The sequence below is a fragment of the Geodermatophilus sp. SYSU D00758 genome, from assembly GCF_054049955.1.
On sequence record NZ_JBJGYK010000012.1, the window covers coordinates 1 to 16,537 of the forward strand.

The 16,537-nt window shown below is 75.7% G+C and carries 16 protein-coding genes; 5 read left to right on the forward strand and 11 right to left on the reverse strand.

What is annotated here, in order from left to right; genetic code table 11:
* A partial coding sequence (locus ACI8AC_RS10515; protein ID WP_456897708.1) for an alcohol dehydrogenase catalytic domain-containing protein occupies positions 1–427 on the reverse strand: 427 nt, incomplete at its 3' end.
* Between the two features lie 200 nt (positions 428–627).
* On the opposite strand from ACI8AC_RS10515, the gene ACI8AC_RS10520 reads away from it, so the two are divergent.
* Entirely contained in the window at positions 628–2,043 is a 1,416-nt protein-coding gene (locus ACI8AC_RS10520; protein WP_456897709.1) for an OFA family MFS transporter, read from the forward strand.
* Positions 2,040–2,204: an MFS transporter small subunit gene (locus tag ACI8AC_RS10525; RefSeq protein ID WP_456897710.1), complete on the forward strand. Its 165-nt coding sequence runs from the start codon at positions 2,040–2,042 to the stop codon at positions 2,202–2,204. Before ACI8AC_RS10520 ends, ACI8AC_RS10525 begins: the two co-directional genes overlap by 4 nt.
* 294 nt (positions 2,205–2,498) lie before the next feature.
* Here the strand turns inward: ACI8AC_RS10525 and ACI8AC_RS10530 are convergent, their stop codons facing one another.
* The 7 genes from ACI8AC_RS10530 to purB form a co-directional block, all read right to left on the reverse strand.
* On the reverse strand, positions 2,499–2,915 hold the full coding sequence (locus ACI8AC_RS10530) for a sterol carrier family protein (RefSeq protein WP_456897711.1): 417 nt from the start codon (positions 2,913–2,915) through the stop codon (positions 2,499–2,501).
* A gap of 5 nt (positions 2,916–2,920) precedes the next feature.
* On the reverse strand, positions 2,921–5,275 hold the full coding sequence (purL, locus tag ACI8AC_RS10535) for a phosphoribosylformylglycinamidine synthase subunit PurL (RefSeq protein ID WP_456897712.1): 2,355 nt from the start codon (positions 5,273–5,275) through the stop codon (positions 2,921–2,923).
* The gene (gene purQ / locus ACI8AC_RS10540; RefSeq protein WP_456897713.1) at positions 5,272–5,943 is read right to left on the reverse strand and encodes a phosphoribosylformylglycinamidine synthase subunit PurQ; all 672 of its coding nucleotides are present in this window, start codon (positions 5,941–5,943) and stop codon (positions 5,272–5,274) included. The genes purL and purQ overlap by 4 nt, the downstream gene beginning before the upstream one ends.
* Positions 5,944–5,946: 3 nt before the next feature.
* Positions 5,947–6,186 carry a phosphoribosylformylglycinamidine synthase subunit PurS gene (purS, locus tag ACI8AC_RS10545; RefSeq protein WP_456897714.1) on the reverse strand — a complete coding sequence of 80 codons (240 nt, stop codon included), beginning with the start codon at positions 6,184–6,186 and terminating at the stop codon, positions 5,947–5,949.
* A 179-nt stretch (positions 6,187–6,365) separates the two neighbouring features.
* Positions 6,366–7,130: an alpha/beta fold hydrolase gene (locus ACI8AC_RS10550; RefSeq protein WP_456897715.1), complete on the reverse strand. Its 765-nt coding sequence runs from the start codon at positions 7,128–7,130 to the stop codon at positions 6,366–6,368.
* Between the two features lies 1 nt (position 7,131).
* Complete coding sequence (locus ACI8AC_RS10555) at positions 7,132–8,007, reverse strand: phosphoribosylaminoimidazolesuccinocarboxamide synthase (RefSeq protein ID WP_456897716.1); 876 nt, start codon at positions 8,005–8,007, stop codon at positions 7,132–7,134.
* Entirely contained in the window at positions 8,004–9,311 is a 1,308-nt protein-coding gene (purB, locus tag ACI8AC_RS10560) for an adenylosuccinate lyase (RefSeq protein WP_456897717.1), read from the reverse strand. The genes ACI8AC_RS10555 and purB overlap by 4 nt, the downstream gene beginning before the upstream one ends.
* A 101-nt stretch (positions 9,312–9,412) precedes the next feature.
* On the opposite strand from purB, the gene ACI8AC_RS10565 reads away from it, so the two are divergent.
* Entirely contained in the window at positions 9,413–10,909 is a 1,497-nt protein-coding gene (locus ACI8AC_RS10565) for an AI-2E family transporter (protein WP_456897718.1), read from the forward strand.
* Positions 10,910–10,945: 36 nt separating this feature from the next.
* On the opposite strand, the gene purD is transcribed toward ACI8AC_RS10565, so the two are convergent.
* Both purD and rsgA read right to left on the reverse strand, forming a co-directional pair.
* The gene (gene purD, locus ACI8AC_RS10570) at positions 10,946–12,217 is read right to left on the reverse strand and encodes a phosphoribosylamine--glycine ligase (protein ID WP_456897719.1); all 1,272 of its coding nucleotides are present in this window, start codon (positions 12,215–12,217) and stop codon (positions 10,946–10,948) included.
* A gap of 25 nt (positions 12,218–12,242) precedes the next feature.
* A complete protein-coding gene (gene rsgA, locus ACI8AC_RS10575) occupies positions 12,243–13,274 on the reverse strand; it encodes a ribosome small subunit-dependent GTPase A (RefSeq protein ID WP_456897720.1) in 1,032 nt (343 codons plus the stop codon).
* Between the two features lie 96 nt (positions 13,275–13,370).
* Here rsgA and ACI8AC_RS10580 point away from each other — a divergent pair, with 96 nt between their 5' ends.
* Positions 13,371–14,429, forward strand: a complete 1,059-nt coding sequence (locus ACI8AC_RS10580) for a glycerophosphodiester phosphodiesterase family protein (RefSeq protein WP_456897721.1) — start codon at positions 13,371–13,373, stop codon at positions 14,427–14,429.
* Positions 14,430–14,527: 98 nt separating this feature from the next.
* Here ACI8AC_RS10580 and ACI8AC_RS10585 read toward each other — a convergent pair whose 3' ends face one another.
* Positions 14,528–15,817, reverse strand: a complete 1,290-nt coding sequence (locus tag ACI8AC_RS10585; RefSeq protein WP_456897722.1) for an adenylosuccinate synthase — start codon at positions 15,815–15,817, stop codon at positions 14,528–14,530.
* A gap of 69 nt (positions 15,818–15,886) precedes the next feature.
* On the opposite strand from ACI8AC_RS10585, the gene ACI8AC_RS10590 reads away from it, so the two are divergent.
* Positions 15,887–16,504 carry a hypothetical protein gene (locus tag ACI8AC_RS10590; RefSeq protein WP_456897723.1) on the forward strand — a complete coding sequence of 206 codons (618 nt, stop codon included), beginning with the start codon at positions 15,887–15,889 and terminating at the stop codon, positions 16,502–16,504.
* The last annotated feature ends 33 nt before the right edge of the window (positions 16,505–16,537 follow it).

The following is a 16,537-nucleotide window of genomic DNA, read 5'->3' on the forward strand; positions in this document are numbered from 1 at the left end:
CGGCGTGCACCAGCGTCTTCTCGGCGAACGCGCCGATGCCCAGGGCGGGGGAGAGCTCGGTGCCGTCTGCGAGGGTCATCTTCTGCGCGGCGTTGTGGGTGTCGAAGCAGTACTGCAGCTGCCCCTTGCGGCAGGCGCGGCACTGCCCGCAGACCGCCCGCCAGTTGAGGATCACGTAGTCGCCGACCGCGATGTCGGTGACGCCCTCCCCCACCGCCGAGACCACCCCGGCGGCCTCGTGGCCGAGCAGGAAGGGGAACTCGTCGTTGATCCCGCCCTCGCGGTAGTGCAGGTCGGTGTGGCAGACCCCGCACGCCTGCACGTCGACGACGGCCTCACCGGGGCCCGGGTCGGGCACGATGATCGTCTCGACGGTGACCGGGGCTCCCTTGCTGCGGGCGACGACGCCCTTCACCTCGTAGGCCATGTGGCGAGCTTAGGGGCGGCGCCGCCCCGCGCTCCCGCCCGCTCCCGGCAGGCGGAAGGGCCCGGTCACCCGATCGTTGAGAAGGCAACGATCCGGTCTCGTTCGGCGCGCGATCCGGCCGGACGCGACTTACCGTTCGCGGAGGTCCGTGACGCCGCGCACAGGCCCGTCCGAGACACCGGAACGTCGGAGGCCCGCTCATGGCAGTGCCCAGCTTCCTCAGCCGGGAGCGCATCGTCGCGCGCCCGGGCTTCAACCGCTGGCTGATCCCGCCGGCGGCGCTGGCGGTGCACCTGTGCATCGGCCAGGCCTACGCCACCAGCGTGTACAAGACCGCCCTGGTCAACCACTTCGAGACCAGCCTGACCGCGATCGGCATCATCTTCTCGATCGCCATCGTCGTGCTGGGCCTCTCGGCCGCGGCGTTCGGCACCTGGGTCGACAAGAACGGCCCCCGGGCGGCGATGTTCACCGCCGCCTGCTTCTGGACCTCCGGGTTCCTCGTCGGCGCTCTCGGCATCGCCACGAACCAGCTGTGGCTGGTGTACCTGGGGTACGGCGTGCTCGGCGGGATCGGGCTGGGCATCGGCTACATCTCGCCGGTCTCCACGTTGATCAAGTGGTTCCCCGACCGGCCGGGCCTGGCCACCGGCATGGCGATCATGGGCTTCGGCGGTGGCGCGCTCATCGCCGCGCCGCTGTCCCGCCAGCTGATGAACTGGTACGACCCCACCTACGACGGCACCGCGGGCACGACGCCGTCCGGCGGGGCGGTCGCGGCCCTGTTCGTCACCCTCGGGCTGGCCTACCTGGTCTTCATGATGTTCGGCGCCTTCCTGGTGCGGGTGCCGGCCGACGACTGGAGGCCCGACGGCTGGGATCCGTCCTCGGTGAAGCAGAAGTCGCTGGTCACGACCGAGAGCGTGTCGGCCCGCAACGCCATCAAGACCCCGCAGTTCTGGCTGGTCTGGACGGTGCTCTTCTGCAACGTCACCGCCGGGATCGGGATCCTCGAGCAGGCCGCGCCGATGATCCAGGACTTCTTCCGCGAGGGCGGCACCTCGACCGTGGCCGCGGCCGCGGCGGGCGGGTTCGTCGGCCTGCTGTCGCTGTTCAACATGGCCGGCCGGTTCGTGTGGTCCTCGACGTCGGACTACATCGGCCGCAAGGGCATCTACATGGTCTACCTCGGCGTCGGCCTGGTGCTGTACGTCGCGCTCGCCACCATCGGCAGCTCGGCGGTGTGGCTGTTCGTCATCCTCGCCGCGGTCATCATCAGCTTCTACGGCGGCGGGTTCGCCACGGTGCCCGCCTACCTGCGCGACCTGTTCGGCACCTACCAGGTGGGTGCCATCCACGGCCGGCTGCTCACCGCCTGGTCGGCCGCCGGCATCGCCGGCCCGCTGATCATCAACGGCGTCCTGGACACCCAGGGCACCCCGGGCGAGCTGGTCGCCGCCAACTACCGCCCGGCGCTGTTCATCATGGTCGGCCTGCTGGCCGTGGGCTTCGTCGCCAACCTGCTGATCCGGCCGGTGGCCGCCAAGTGGCACGAGCCGCAGGCCACCACCCCCGCCACCGCCCGCGCGAACCCGGAACGGAGCGCCACCCGATGAGCTCGAGCATCTCCTCCACCCCTGGGCAGCCGGCCTCGCACGAGGAGCCGACGCACACGCCCACCGCCCTCGTCGCCTTCGCCTGGACGCTGGTGGGCATCCCGCTGGTGTACGGCCTGGTGCAGACCATCCGCACCGCCAGCACGCTGTTCACCGGCTGAGCCGCCGCACCGTCCGCAGCGCCCCGGTCGCCCCTGGCGGCCGGGGCGCTGCGCCGTGGAGGCCCGCGCCGCGGCGGCGGCGCTCCATCCCGCCGGGACGGCTCCCGGCCGCGGTGCGCCCGACGAGCGGGGGCCCGCAGGGTCCCCCGAGGAGGGCACGACCGAGCGGCTCAGCGCCACCCGGGGACGGCTCCCGGCCGCGGTGCGCCCGACGAGCGGGGGCCCGCAGGGTCCCCCGAGGAGGGCACGACCGAGCGGCTCAGCGCCACCCGGGGACGGCTCCTGGCCGCGGTGTCACCCGGAGGGTGACGGAGGATGCGAAGTCCCCAGAGGGCGCAGGGGCAGGTAGGCGCTGAGGTCCGCCCGGTTGCCGCTGGCGCCGATCCGGCCGCCGGCCACCGCGGCCGCCCAGGTGTCGGCCCCGGTGCACAGCCGCAGCCAGGTGTGCGGGTCGGTCTCCACCACGTTGGGCGGGGTGCCGCGGGTGTGCCGGGGTCCGGGGATGCACTGGACGGCGACGTGCGGGGGGACCCGCACCTCCACCGACCGGCCGGGCACCTGCTGGGCCAGCCAGCGGGCGGTCGTCCTGACCGCGGCGGCCAGCACCGGGCGCGGCGGTGGCCCGTCCGCCCCCTCCAGCCAGCCGCGCACCGGGTCGACGGCGGCCCGCAGCTCCTCGGCGGGGATCGGCCCCCGGCCTCCCGTCCCCATCGCGGTCAGCTGGTCGGGACGGTCCCCGCCGGGACGCTGCCGACCGTGGCCTCGGGGGTGCCGAACAGGGCCGGGAGGGTGGCCGTCCACGCCGCCCGGAGCTCGGCCAGGGGCAGGTCGGCCGCGCCCTCGACGGCGAGCACGTCCCCGCCGGTGGTGCCGAGCTCGGTGACCGGGACGCCGGCCCACTCGGCCGAGGCCCGCACGCCTTCCGGGTCGGTGGTGGTGACCACGGCGCGGGCGGTGGACTCGCTGAACAGCGCGGTGAAGGCGTCGAGCCCGTCGGGCAGCGCCAGCCGGGCGCCGGTGCCGTGGCGGAGCGCCGACTCGGCGAGGGCCTGCGCCAGGCCGCCGTCGGCCAGGTCGTGCGCCGAGGTGACCAGGCCCTCCCGGGCCAGGGCGGCGAGCAGCTCGCCGAGCGCGCGCTCGGCCGCGAGGTCGACCGCGGGCGGCCGGCCGCCGAGGTGGCCGTGCACGACGCTCGCCCAGGCCGAGCCGCCGAGCTCCGGCCGGGTCTCCCCGAGCAGGAGCACCGCCTCCCCCGCCGTCCGCCACCCGGTGGGCACCCGCCTGCGGACGTCGTCGTGCACGCCGAGGACGCCGATGACCGGGGTGGGGTTGATCGCGACGTCGCCGGTCTGGTTGTAGAGGCTGACGTTGCCGCCGGTGACCGGCAGGCCGAGGTCGCGGCAGGCGTCGGCCAGGCCGCGGACGGCCTCGGCGAACTGCCACATGACCTCGGGCTCCTCCGGGGAACCGAAGTTGAGGCAGTTGGTGACCGCCAGCGGCCGGGCCCCGCTCACCGCCACGTTCCGGTAGGCCTCGGCGAGGTTGAGCTGCGCGCCGGTGTACGGGTCCAGCCGGGTGTGGCGGCCGTTGCCGTCGAGGGCCAGCGCGATGCCGCGGTGGGTCTCCTCGTCGATGCGGACCACGCCGGCGTCGTCCGGCTGCGCGAGCACCGTGTTGCCGCGGACGTAGCGGTCGTACTGCTCGGTGACCCAGGTCTTGTCCGCGCCGTCGGGGCTGGCGACGACGGCCAGCCAGTGCGCGGACAGCTCCTCGGGCGTCCGCGGCCGGGGCAGCGCCGCGGGGTCGTCGCCCCGCAGGTCGTCGAGGTCGGCCGGGCGCCGCATCGGCCGGTCGTAGACGGGGCCCTCGTGGGCGACGGTGCGCGGGGGGACGTCGACGATCCGCTCGCCGTGCCAGTCGACGGTGAGCCGGTCGCCGTCGGTGACCTCGCCGATGACGGTGGCCAGCACGTCCCACCTGCGGCAGACGGCGAGGAAGGCCTCGACCTTGCCGGGCTCGACGATGGCGCACATGCGCTCCTGCGACTCGCTCATCAGGATCTCGGCCGGGGTGAGCGTCGAGTCGCGCAGCGGGACCCGGTCGAGGTCGACGTGCATGCCGCCGGTGCCGGCGCTGGCCAGCTCGCTCGTGGCGCAGGAGAGACCGGCACCGCCGAGGTCCTGGATCCCGGTGACGAGGTCCTGCGCGAAGATCTCCAGGCAGGCCTCGATGAGCAGCTTCTCGGTGAACGGGTCGCCGACCTGCACGCTGGGGCGCTTGGCCGGGCCCTCCTCGTCGAAGGTCTCGGAGGCCAGCACGGAGACCCCGCCGATGCCGTCGCCGCCGGTGCGTGCGCCGAACAGGACGACCTTGTTGCCGACGCCCTCGGCCCTGGCCAGCCGGACGTCCTCGTGCCGCATGACGCCGACGCACAGGGCGTTGACCAGCGGGTTGCCGGCGTAGCAGTCGTCGAAGAGGACCTCGCCGCCGATGTTGGGCAGGCCCAGGCAGTTGCCGTAGCCGCCCACCCCGGCGACGACACCGGGCAGCACCCGGGCGGTGTCGGCGGCGTCGGCCCGGCCGAAGCGCAGCGAGTCCATGACGGCGACCGGCCGCGCGCCCATGGTGAGGATGTCGCGGACGATGCCGCCGACGCCGGTGGCCGCGCCCTGGTAGGGCTCGACGTAGCTGGGGTGGTTGTGCGACTCCACCTTGAAGGTGACCGCGTAGCCGTCGCCGACGTCGACCACGCCGGCGTTCTCGCCGATGCCGACGAGCAGGGCCTCGCTGCGCGGCAGGTCGCCGAAGCGGCGCAGGTGGACCTTGGACGACTTGTAGGAGCAGTGCTCGCTCCACATCACCGAGTACATGGCCAGCTCGGCGGTGGTGGGCCGGCGGCCGAGGATGTCCCGGATGCGGTGGTACTCGTCGGACTTCAGGCCCAGCTCGCCGTAGGGCTGCTCGACGTCCGGGGTGCGGGCGGCGAGCGCGACGGTGTCGAGCTGGCGCGACAGCGGGCCGGGCCCGGTGTCGAGGTCGGAGAGCCCCTGCGTGGCGCTGTCGGAACTCATGCGCTGACGACCGCCTCCAGGACGCTGGTGAAGAAGCCGAGACCGTCGGTGCCCGGCCCGGTGAGCGCCTCGACGGCGTGCTCGGGGTGCGGCATGAGACCGACCACCCGGCCGTCGGCGCTGGTGACGCCCGCGATGTCGCGGCTGGAGCCGTTGGGGTTGCCCTCGACGTACCGGACGGCGACCCGCCCCTCGCCCTCGAGCCGGTCGAGGTCGGCGTCGGCGGCCACGTAGCGGCCCTCGCCGTTCTTGACCGGGACGACGATCCGCTGGCCGGGCGCGTAGGACGTCGTCCACGCGGTGTCGGCGCGCTCGATGCGCAGCGCCTGGTCCCGGTTGCGGAAGTGCAGGTGCGCGTTCCGGGTCAGCGCGCCGGGCAGCAGGCCGGACTCGCAGAGCACCTGGAAGCCGTTGCAGATGCCCAGCACCGGCATGCCCTGGCGGGCGCGGTCGACGACGTCCTGCATCAGCGGCGCGCGGGCGGCGATGGCACCGGCCCGCAGGTAGTCGCCGTAGGAGAAGCCGCCCGGGAGGACGACGGCGTCCACGCCCTTGAGGTCGTGGTCGGCGTGCCAGAGCGCGACCGGCTCGGCGCCGGCCAGCCGCACGGCCCGCGCCGCGTCGACGTCGTCCAGGCTGCCGGGGAAGGTGATCACACCGATGCGCACGGGTCAGCCCTCGGGGAGGTGCAGCTCGACGTCCTCGATGACCGGGTTGGCCAGGAGGGTCTCGGCGATCCGCCGCAGCTCGCCGGCGTCCGGCGTCCCCTCGACGTCGAGGACGAAGTGCTTGCCCTGGCGCACGCCGCGCACGCTGTCGTGGCCGAGGCGGCCGAGGGCTTGCAGGACCGCCTGACCCTGGGGGTCGGAGATCTCCGGCTTGAGGACGACGTCGACGACCACCCGCGGCACGCCGACGAATGTACCGGGGTGGCGCGGGCTCCCCGCCGGGGTGCGGGTGACGCTGCCCACCCGCGCTGCGTCGAGTGCGACGAACCGGTGGCCGTCGCGGCCGGATCGCCACGACGTCGTCGCACTCGCCGGCGGACCGGCCGGGGTCGGGGGTGCCGGGCGCCCGCGGGCCGGCAGCGTCAGGGGGTGGGGACCAGCTCCCACACCGCCTCGGGGGTCTCCCAGTGCGCGTTGTGCCCGGCCCCCGGGAGGACGACGGCGTCCGGGTCGACCCGCTGCATCGTCGCGAGGTCGACCATCGGGTCGGTCTCCCCGGCGGCCAGCCGCAGCGGGGCCGCGCACCGCGCCAGCACCTCCTCCACCCGCGGGCCCACGGCCGAGAAGGTGCGCGGGTCGAGCGCCACGCCGAAGCCGCCCTCGACCTCGCGGACGCCGGCGGCCGCCACCGGGTCCCCGGGGCCGGCCAGCGAGCGCAGCCCCGCGAGCCTGAGGTGCCGGTCCTCGGCCTCCTCCCGGGTCGCGAAGACCTGCGGCGGCCGGCCGGCCATCCGGCGGGCGCCGGCCTCCTCCTCGTCCGTCCAGCTGATCTTGACCCCGACGGCGACCACGCGGGCCACCTCGACGCCGTACCACCCGCCGCCGAGGACGGCGCCCACCACGCCGCCGAAGGAGTGGCCCAGCACGGTCACCCGCGCGGCACCGGCAGCGGCGGCGAGCTCCGCGACGTCCGCGGCGTGCACCGCGTAGCCGTACGGCGGCTCGGCGACCGAGCGGCCGTGCCCGCGCAGGTCGGGCGCGGCCCACGCGCCGGGCCAGTCGCGCTCGACCCGGGGCAGCAGCCGGTCCCAGACCGCACCGGTGGCCCCCAGGCCGTGCAGCAGGACGAGCAGGTCCTCGCCGGACCCGCCGGATCGGTAGGACATCCCGGTACGCGTGAGCGGCACGTCAGCGGAAGGTAGTGCCCGTCAGCCGTTCGTAGGCGGTCACGTAGCGCTCCCGCGTGGCGGCCACGACGTCCCCGGGCAGCTCCGGCGGCGGGGAGACGCGGTCCCAGCCGGAGGCGGTCAGCCAGTCCCGCACGTACTGCTTGTCGTAGGAGGGCTGGGCGGCCCCGGGGGACCACAGCGTGGCCGGCCAGAAGCGCGAGGAGTCCGGGGTGAGGACCTCGTCGCCGAGGGTCAGCCGGCCCTCGGCGTCCAACCCGAACTCGAACTTGGTGTCGGCCAGCACGATCCCGGCCTCCAGGGCGATCTCCGCGCCCCGGCGGTAGAGCGCCAGGGTGAGCTCCCGCAGCTCGGCGGCCCGCTCGGCGCCCACGGCGGCCTCGACCGCGGTGAAGTCGATGGCCTCGTCGTGCTGCCCGGCCTCGGCCTTGGTGGACGGCGTGAACACCGGCTCGGGCAGCCGTGACCCCTCGACCAGCCCTGCGGGCAGCGGGACGTCGCGGATGGAGCCGGTGCGCCCGTACTCCACCGTGCCCGACCCCGACAGGTAGCCGCGGGCCACGCACTCGACCGGCAGCATGTCCAGCCGCTGCACGAGCATGGCCCGCCCGGCGACCTCGGCCGGGACGTCGCTCGCCGAGACCAGGTGGTGGGCGGCGCCGAAGCGCTCCAGCACCGGCGCGAGCTGCCCGAACCACCACACCGAGAGCTGGGTGAGCACCCGCCCCTTGTCCGGGATCGGGGTGGGCAGGACGTGGTCGTAGGCGGAGATCCGGTCGGAGGCCACGAGCAGCAGCCGCCCGGCGCCGGCGTCGTAGACCTCCCGGACCTTGCCGCGGGCGACCAGCGGCAGGTCCACCTCCGGGCCGGAGCTCACGACAGCGCGGCCACGCGGTCGAACAGCGGCCCGAGCCGGGCCACGTACCGCTCCGGCCGGCAGATCTCGTCCAGCCGGGCCTCGTCGAGGGTCACGCCGGCGGTCTTCGCCCGCTCCCGCAGCGTGTCGCGGAACGGCGTCCCGGTGTTCCAGGTCTCCATCGCCGCGGACTGCACCAGCGCGTAGGCGTCCTCGCGGGACAGCCCGCCCTCGACCAGCTCCAGCAGCACCGAGGAGGTGTAGATCAGCCCGCCGGTGGACTCGAGGTTGGCCCGCATCCGGTCGGCGTCGACGACCAGGTTCTCGACCAGGCCGGTGGTCAGGTGCAGCAGGTAGTCGGTGGTGATCGCCGCGTCGGGGAGGAACACCCGCTCGGTGGAGGAGTGCGAGATGTCCCGCTCGTGCCACAGCGGGATGCCCTCCATCACCGGGACGACGGCGGCCCGCACCACCCGTGCCAGCCCCGCGATGCGCTCGGAGCGGATCGGGTTCTTCTTGTGCGGCATGGCGCTCGAGCCCTTCTGGCCCGACCCGAACGCCTCCGACAGCTCCCGGACCTCGGTGCGCTGGCCGTGCCGGACCTCCAGCGCGACGGTCTCGCAGACCGTGGCGACGATGGCCAGGGCGGCGACCCACTCGCTCACCGAGTCGCGCAGCACCACCTGCGTGGAGGCCTCCGCCGGGCGCAGGCCCAGCGCCTCGGCCACGGCGACCTCCACCGAGGGGTCGATGAGCGAGTAGGTGCCCACCGCCCCGGAGATGGCCACCACGCCGATCCGCTCGCGGGCGGCGCGCAGCCGGTCGCGGGAGCGGGCCGCGGCGAAGGCGATGTCGGCGACCCGGTGGCCCCACACGTCCGGCTCGGCGTGCACCCCGTGCGTGCGGCCGACCTTGATCGTGCCGCGGTGGGCCAGGGCGTGGTCGCGGAGAGCGGCGACGAGCCGGTCGAGACGGGCCAGCAGCAGGTCGGTCGCCTCGGTCAGCTGCACGGCCAGGGCCGTGTCGAGCAGGTCCGACGACGTCATGCCGTGGTGCACGTAGGCGGCGGCCGAGCGGGGCTCGGTGTTGTCGGCCCAGGCGGTGAGGAACGCGATGACGTCGTGCTGCGTGGTCTCCTCGATCTCGGCGACCCGCTCCGGCGTCGGCGGCGGCGCGGCGCGCACCGGCTCCACCACGTCGGCGGGCACCCGGCCGGCCGCCGCGTGGGCCTCCAGGACCAGGGTCTCGACCCGGCACCACAGCTCGTACTTGTGCTGGTCGCCCCAGACCCGGCCCATCTCCGGCAGGGTGTAGCGCTCGATCATGCGGGTACCGCCCGGTGCCGGTCAGCTCGTCGAACCACGGGAACAGTCTCCCGTAGCGCTAACGTGATCATGGACGGCCCCTACTGCGGCGGAGGTGCGGGATGCTGCGACGGGCCAACACCCTGGTCGCCAGGGCGCGGGAACGCATCCGGGCGGCCGCGGAGCACGATCCGCACGCGTGGCCCGAGCGGGACGACGACCGGGCCATCCTGGTGTACGACGAGCCGGCGCCCGACCCCGCCGGGGCGGCCTCCCCCGGGTGGGACGACGACGCCCCCGGCCCCGCCGGGCCGGACGGCGGCGCCTCGCCGCCGCCGGGCGGCTCCGCGCGCCCGCCGCTGGGCAGCCCCGAGCCCGGTGCCCCCGACCTCGACGGCGCGCTCGGCCCCGGCGGGGTCAGCGGCCCGCCCGACGGCGGCGCCGCACGCCCCGGCACGGGCCGCCCGGCCGGCCGCGGTGACTACGCCCGGCGGCTGACCGCCGCCGGTCGCCGTCCCGCCGACGACCCCGCGGTGCCGGCCGCGCTGCGGATCGCCGCCTCCTGGTCGTGGCGGCTGATCGTGGTGATCGCCGGGGTCTACGTGCTGCTCTACGCCGCGGCGCACGTGGCCGTGGTCGTCGTCCCCGTCTTCGTGGCGCTGCTGCTGTCGGCGCTGCTGCAGCCGGGCGCGGCCGCCCTGGTGCGGCACGGCTGGCCGCGGTCGCTGGCCGCGACGACGATGCTCGTCGTGGGCCTGGGCGTGGTCGCCGGGATCATCACCCTGGTGGTCGAGCGGTTCGCGGCCGGGTTCACCGACCTCGCCGACCAGGTGAGCGAGGGCCTGGACCAGGTGCGCGACTTCCTGGTGAACAGCTTCCCGATCACCCAGCGGCAGATCGACGAGGCGATCACCGCCGCCCAGGACGCCATCGTCGACAACCAGGAGACCCTGACGTCGGGCGCGCTCACCACCGCCGTCACCGTCGGCGAGGTGTTCACCGGCATCGCGCTGGCGCTGTTCACGCTGTTCTTCTTCCTCAAGGACGGCCGCACCATCTGGCTGTGGCTGGTGGGGCTGTGCCCGGCCGAGGCCCGCGCCTACGTCGACGAGGCCGCCCGCCGGTCGTGGCGGACGCTGATCTCCTACGTCCGCGCGACGGCCGCCGTGGCCCTCGTCGACGCGGTCGGCATCGGCATCGGGCTGGCGGTCCTCGGCGTCCCCCTCGTGATCCCGCTCGCGGCCCTGGTCTTCCTCGGCGCGTTCATCCCGATCATCGGGTCGTTCCTCGCCGGCACCGTGGCGGTGCTCGTCGCGCTGGTGTCCGAGGGGCCGATCACCGCGCTCATCGCCCTGGCGATCGTCGTCCTGGTGATGCAGCTGGAGGGGCACGTGCTCCAGCCGCTGCTGCTGGGCCGCGCCGTCCGCGTGCACCCGCTGGCCGTGGTGCTCGCCATCGCCGCCGGGCTGCTCGTGGCCGGCATCTTCGGGGCGCTGATCGCCGTCCCGCTGGTGGCCTGCGCGAACGTGGCCGGCACCTACCTGGCCCGCCGGCACGAGGGCCCGCGGCCGCCCGAGCCGCGCCCGGAGCGGGCCCGGCCGGTGGTGGGCGCGGGCTGAGCAGCGGCTCCCGGCGAGGTTCCGGCACGCCGGCCGTCACGGCACGCTGATACGGCCCTCCACGGCGGCCAGCGCGATGTCGGTGCGCCAGTGCGCGTCGGCCAGCCGGACGCCGGCGACCCGCTCGTAGGCCCGCTGCCGGGCGGCCGCGAGGTCCTCGCCGACCGCGGTCACCGCGAGCACCCGGCCGCCGGCGGACCGGACCGCGCCGGTGGCGTCGAGCGCGGTCCCGGCGTGCAGCACCCCCTCGGCGTCGGCACCGGTCACCGGGTCGCCGGTCCGCGGCCGCTCGGGGTAGCCCGGCGCGGCGACCACCACGGTCACGGCCGCGCCCGGGCGCCAGCGCAGCGGCGGGTGCCCGGCCAGCGTGCCGGTGGCCGCGGCCCGCAGCAGCCCGCCCAGCGGGGTGGCCAGCAGCGGCAGCACGACCTGGGTCTCGGGGTCGCCGAAGCGGGCGTTGAACTCCACGACGCGCACGCCGCGGGAGGTCAGCGCCAGCCCGGCGTACAGCAGCCCGCTGAACGGCTCGCCGCGCCGGGCCATCTCGTCGACGGTCGGCTGCAGCACCGTGGCCAGCACCTCCTCGACCAGCCCCTCCGGCGCCCACGGGAGCGGGGCGTACGCCCCCATCCCGCCGGTGTTGGGCCCCGCGTCGCCGTCGTCGCGCCGCTTGGCGTCCTGGGCGGGCACCAGCGGCAGCACCGTCGTCCCGTCGGTGACGGCGAACAGCGACACCTCCGGGCCGTCGAGGTGCTCCTCGACCAGCACCGCGCCGCCCGCGTCGAGGACGGCGGTGCCGTGCGCCACGGCCGCGGCCCGGTCGGGGGTGACGACGACACCCTTGCCCGCGGCCAGGCCGTCGTCCTTCACCACGTAGGGCGCCCCCGGCGCGAGCCGGGCGACCTCGTCGAGCGCGGTCTCCAGCTCCGCCACCCCGCCCACCGGCCAGGAGCGGGCGGTCGGGACCCCGGCGGCGGCCATCACGTGCTTGGCGAAGGACTTGCTGCCCTCCAGCTGCGCCGCCTGGGCCGAGGGCCCGAAGCAGGCGATCCCCCGGTCCCGCACCGCGTCGGCGGCACCGGCCACGAGCGGCACCTCGGGGCCGACGACCACCAGGTCGGCCCGCCAGTCGGCGGCCAGCGCGGCGATGCCGGCCGGGTCGGCGACGTCGATCGGCATGGCCTCGGCCAGCGCGCGCGTCCCGGCGTTGCCGGGGGCGCAGGCGAGGGCGCTGACCGCCTGGTCGTCGGACAGAGCGACGCACAGGGCGTGCTCCCGGGCTCCCGAGCCGATCACCAGCACGCGCACGGCTGGCGACCCTACCGACCGGCGCTCACCTCGTCCGGGCGGGCCGGGCCCGCTGCGCCCGGTGCAGGGCCCGCACGCGGGCGTGTTCGGCGGCCCGCGCCCGGGCGTCGGCGCGCAGCTCCTGCCGGTGCGCCTCGGCCTGCAGCTTGCGCCAGGCGGTGTAGCGGGCGGGGTCCAGCCGGCCGTCCTCGATCGCCGCCGCCACCGCGCAGCCGGGCTCGGTGCGGTGGGCGCAGTCGCGGAAGCGGCACCCCGCCGCCAGCTCCTCCACGTCGGCGTAGGCGGCCCCGAGGCCCGCGTCGTCCACGAGCCCGAGTTCCCGCATCCCCGGCGTGTCCACCAGCAGGCCCCCACCCGGCAGGAGGTGCAGCTCGCGGGCGGTCGTGGTGTGCCGGCCGCGCCCGTCGGCCGCCCGGATCTCCCGGGTCGCCGCCACGGCGCGACCGGCCAGCGCGTTCACCAGGCTGGACTTCCCGACGCCGGAGGGCCCCACCAGCGCCGCCGTCCGCCCCGCCCCCACGCGGGCCCGCACCGCGTCCAGGCCCTCGCCCGTGACCGAGCTGACCGCGAGCACCTCGACGCCCGGCGCCGACTCGGCCACCTCCGCCACCCCGGCGGCGACGTCGTCGCACAGGTCGGCCTTGGTGAGCACGACCAGCGGCCGCGCCCCGCTGCCCCACGCGACGGTCAGGTAGCGCTCGACCCGGCGCAGCCGCGCCTCGCCGGCCAGCGCCTCCACCACCAGCACCAGGTCGAGGTTGGCGGCCACGACCTGCTCCCCCGAGGTGCGCCCGGCCAGGACCCGGGCGAACGCCGTCCGCCGGGGCAGCACCCCGACCGCGCGCCCGTCGCGCAGCGCCACCCAGTCGCCCACCGCCGGGCCGGTGCCGGACTGCACCGCCGGCGCGGCCGGTACCCGGTGCTCGCCGCCCCCGTCGACGACGGTCAGCAGCCCGCGGTCCACCCGGGCCACGCGGGCCGGCGCGGAGCCGCCGGGCAGCTCGGTCACCCGGTCGGGCGTCCAGCCGAGGAGGGCGAGATCGGTCACAGCCGGCATGGTCCCGCGCAGGTCAGCCCGCTGTCGTCCGATTTGTCGGCCGACCTCCGCCCGGCGTTGGGCTGCTGTTCAGGGAGGCGGTGTGTTGTAGCGGGCATGCGAGCGCCCGAGTCGCCGGCCCTGCCCCCGGTGACCCGCTTCCCCGGACCCGTCGTCGTCGGCCACCGCGGCGCCTGCGCCTACCGGCCCGAGCACACCCCCGCCAGCTTCGAGCTCGCGGTCGACATGGGCGCCGACCTGCTCGAGCCCGACGTCGTCGTGAGCCGCGACGGCGCGCTCGTCGTCCGGCACGAGAACGAGCTGTCGCTGTCCACCGACGTGGCCGGCCGTCCAGAGTTCGCCGCGCGGCGCACCACCCGGGAGGTCGACGGCCGGGAGCGCACCGGCTGGTTCACCGAGGACTTCACGCTCCCCGAGCTGCGGACGCTGCGCGCGGTGGAGCGGATGCCGCAGCTGCGCCCGCTCAACACGACCTACGACGGCCGGCAGGGCGTGCTCACCCTGGCCGAGGTCGTGGCCATCGCCCGGCGCCGGTCCACCGCCGAGCGGCCCGTGCGCGTGCTGGCCGAGCTGAAGAAGCCGAGCTGGTTCGAGGCGCACGACCTGCCGATGACCGAGCTGGTCGCCGCCGAGCTGCGCCGGCTGGGCGCCGACACCCCGGACGGCACGGTGGTGGTGCAGTCCTTCGACGCCGCGGCGCTGCGGACCCTGCGCGCCGAGCTCGGCAGCCGCGGGCCCACGATGCTGCAGCTGGTGGACGACGGCCCGGACGACGACCACCTCGTCACCCCCGTGGGCCTGCGCGAGGTCAGCACCTACGCCCAGGGCATCGCGCCCAGCCGGCACCGGGTGCTCCTCCGCGACGCCGACCAGGTCATGACCGGCGTCTCCGACCTCGTCGCCCAGGCGCACCGGGCCGGCCTGCTCGTCGTCCCGTGGACGCTGCGCCCGGAGAACGTCTACCTGCCGCAGCACCTGCGCCGCGGCGCGGACCCGATCGGCCCGGGCGACGCGCAGACCGAGGCCCGGCTGCTGTTCGCGCTCGGGGTGGACGGCGTCATCACCGACGCCCCGGACGTCGCCGTCCGCGCCCGCGGGGAGCTGTACCCCTCGCGGCCCGGGCAGCGGCGGGGCGCGGTCCCGGGCACCCGCTGAGCCCGTGATCGCCGGCCTCGCCGTGTGGTCGCCGACCTCGCCGCGCACCGCGGGGACGGCGGCAGCGGCGCGGGGCCGGCCGCGGGCCGGGAGCTCGCTCAGCCGATGAGGTCGTGGAGGACGACGTTCTCGTCCCGGCCCGGCCCGACGCCGATCACGCTCACCCGCGCACCGGAGAGCTCCTCGATGCGGCGGACGTAGGCCTGCGCGTTGGCCGGGAGCTCGTCGAAGGTCCGGCAGGCGCGGATGTCCTCGAACCAGCCCGGCATCTCCTCGTACACCGGGGTGGCGTGGTGGAACTCGGTCTGCGTCATCGGCATCTCCTCGTGCCGGACGCCGTCGACGTCGTAGGCGACGCAGATCGGCACGGTCTCCAGCCCGGAGAGGACGTCGAGCTTGGTGAGGAAGTAGTCGGTGATCCCGTTGACCCGGCTGGCGTAGCGGGCGACGACGGCGTCGAACCACCCGCAGCGCCGGTCCCGGCCGGTGGTGACGCCGACCTCCCCGCCCTGCTTGCGGAGGTACTCGCCCCACTGGTCGTGCAGCTCCGTGGGGAACGGCCCGGAACCGACCCGGGTCGTGTAGGCCTTGAGGATGCCCACCACCCGGTCGATGCGGGTGGGGCCGATCCCCGAGCCGGTCGCCGCGCCCCCGGCGGTCGGGTTGGACGACGTCACGAACGGATAGGTGCCGTGGTCGACGTCGAGCAGGGTGCCCTGGGAGCCCTCGAGCAGCACCCACTCGCCGGCGTCGAGCGCCCGGCCGAGCAGCAGCCGGGTGTCGGCGATGCGGTCCCGCAGCTGGTCGGCGTACCCGGCGTACTCGGCGACCACGTCGTCGACGTCGATGGCCTTGCGGTTGTAGACCTTGACCAGGACCTGGTTCTTCTCCTGCAGGGTCCCCTCGAGCTTCTGCCGGAGGATCGACGGGTCGAGCAGGTCGGCCACCCGGATGCCGGTGCGCGCGACCTTGTCGCCGTAGGCCGGCCCGATGCCGCGGCCGGTCGTGCCGATGCGCCGCTTGCCCAGGAAGCGCTCGGTGACCCGGTCCAGCGCCCGGTGGTGCGGCATGATCAGGTGCGCGTCGGCCGAGACGACCAGCCGCGAGGTGTCGACCCCGCGCTCCTCCAGGCCGGCCAGCTCCCCGATGAGCACCTCCGGGTCGATGACCACGCCGTTGCCGATCACCGGGGTGCAGCCGGGGGTGAGGATGCCCGACGGGATCAGGTGCAGGGCGTACTTCTCCCCGTCGGGGGTGATGACGGTGTGCCCCGCGTTGTTGCCGCCCTGGTAGCGGACGACGTAGGGGACCCGGCCGCCGAGGAGGTCGGTGGCCTTGCCCTTGCCCTCGTCGCCCCACTGGGCACCGATCAGCACGACTGCCGGCATCGCTCGTCCAGTTCCCCTCGAAGGCTCGGCACCGGCGGATGACCGGCTGGCAGGTGGCAGGGTATCGGCATGTCCCTCGTCGAGCTCGACCTGCGCGGCCTGGCCCCCGGCTGCGGGCCCGAGCGCGCGGCCCTCGAGGGGGTGACCGGCGCCGCGGCGCTGCTGGTCCGGGGGCCGGTGCCGGCACTGGCCGCCGCGCTCGCCGCGCTGCACAAGCAGGGCCGCACCGGGGAGGTCCCCGTCTCCTGGGAGCCGGCCGACGACCGCGCCTCGACCGGGCTGGCCCGGGCGCTGGGGATCGGCACCGGCAGCGAGCGGGAGCTCGGCCTGGTCCGCGACGACCACGGCGGGGTCCTGCTGCACCACGGCCGGGTCGAGTCCGCCGCGGACCGGCCGCGCGCGGCCCTGGGGCGCCGGCTGGGGGCGCGGGCGTACAACGACGACACCCGGGTGGCGGACGGGACGATCACCCGCATCGACGTGCGCCCGGACTGGGCGGCGGTGGACACGATCGGCGTCGTCGTCATGACCCTGCCGCTGCGCCCGACGGTGCGCAGCCGCGGCCGGGCCCTGCAGATCGCCTCCGACCCGGCGCGGGTGCTGCGCGACGGCGTCCCCTACCCGCGGCCGGTGAACCGCTGGACCTGGTACGCCGACGACCGGGTGCGCTGGCGGCTCGCCCCTTAGAAGGACGCCCGTGCCCCCACCCCTCGCTCCGCT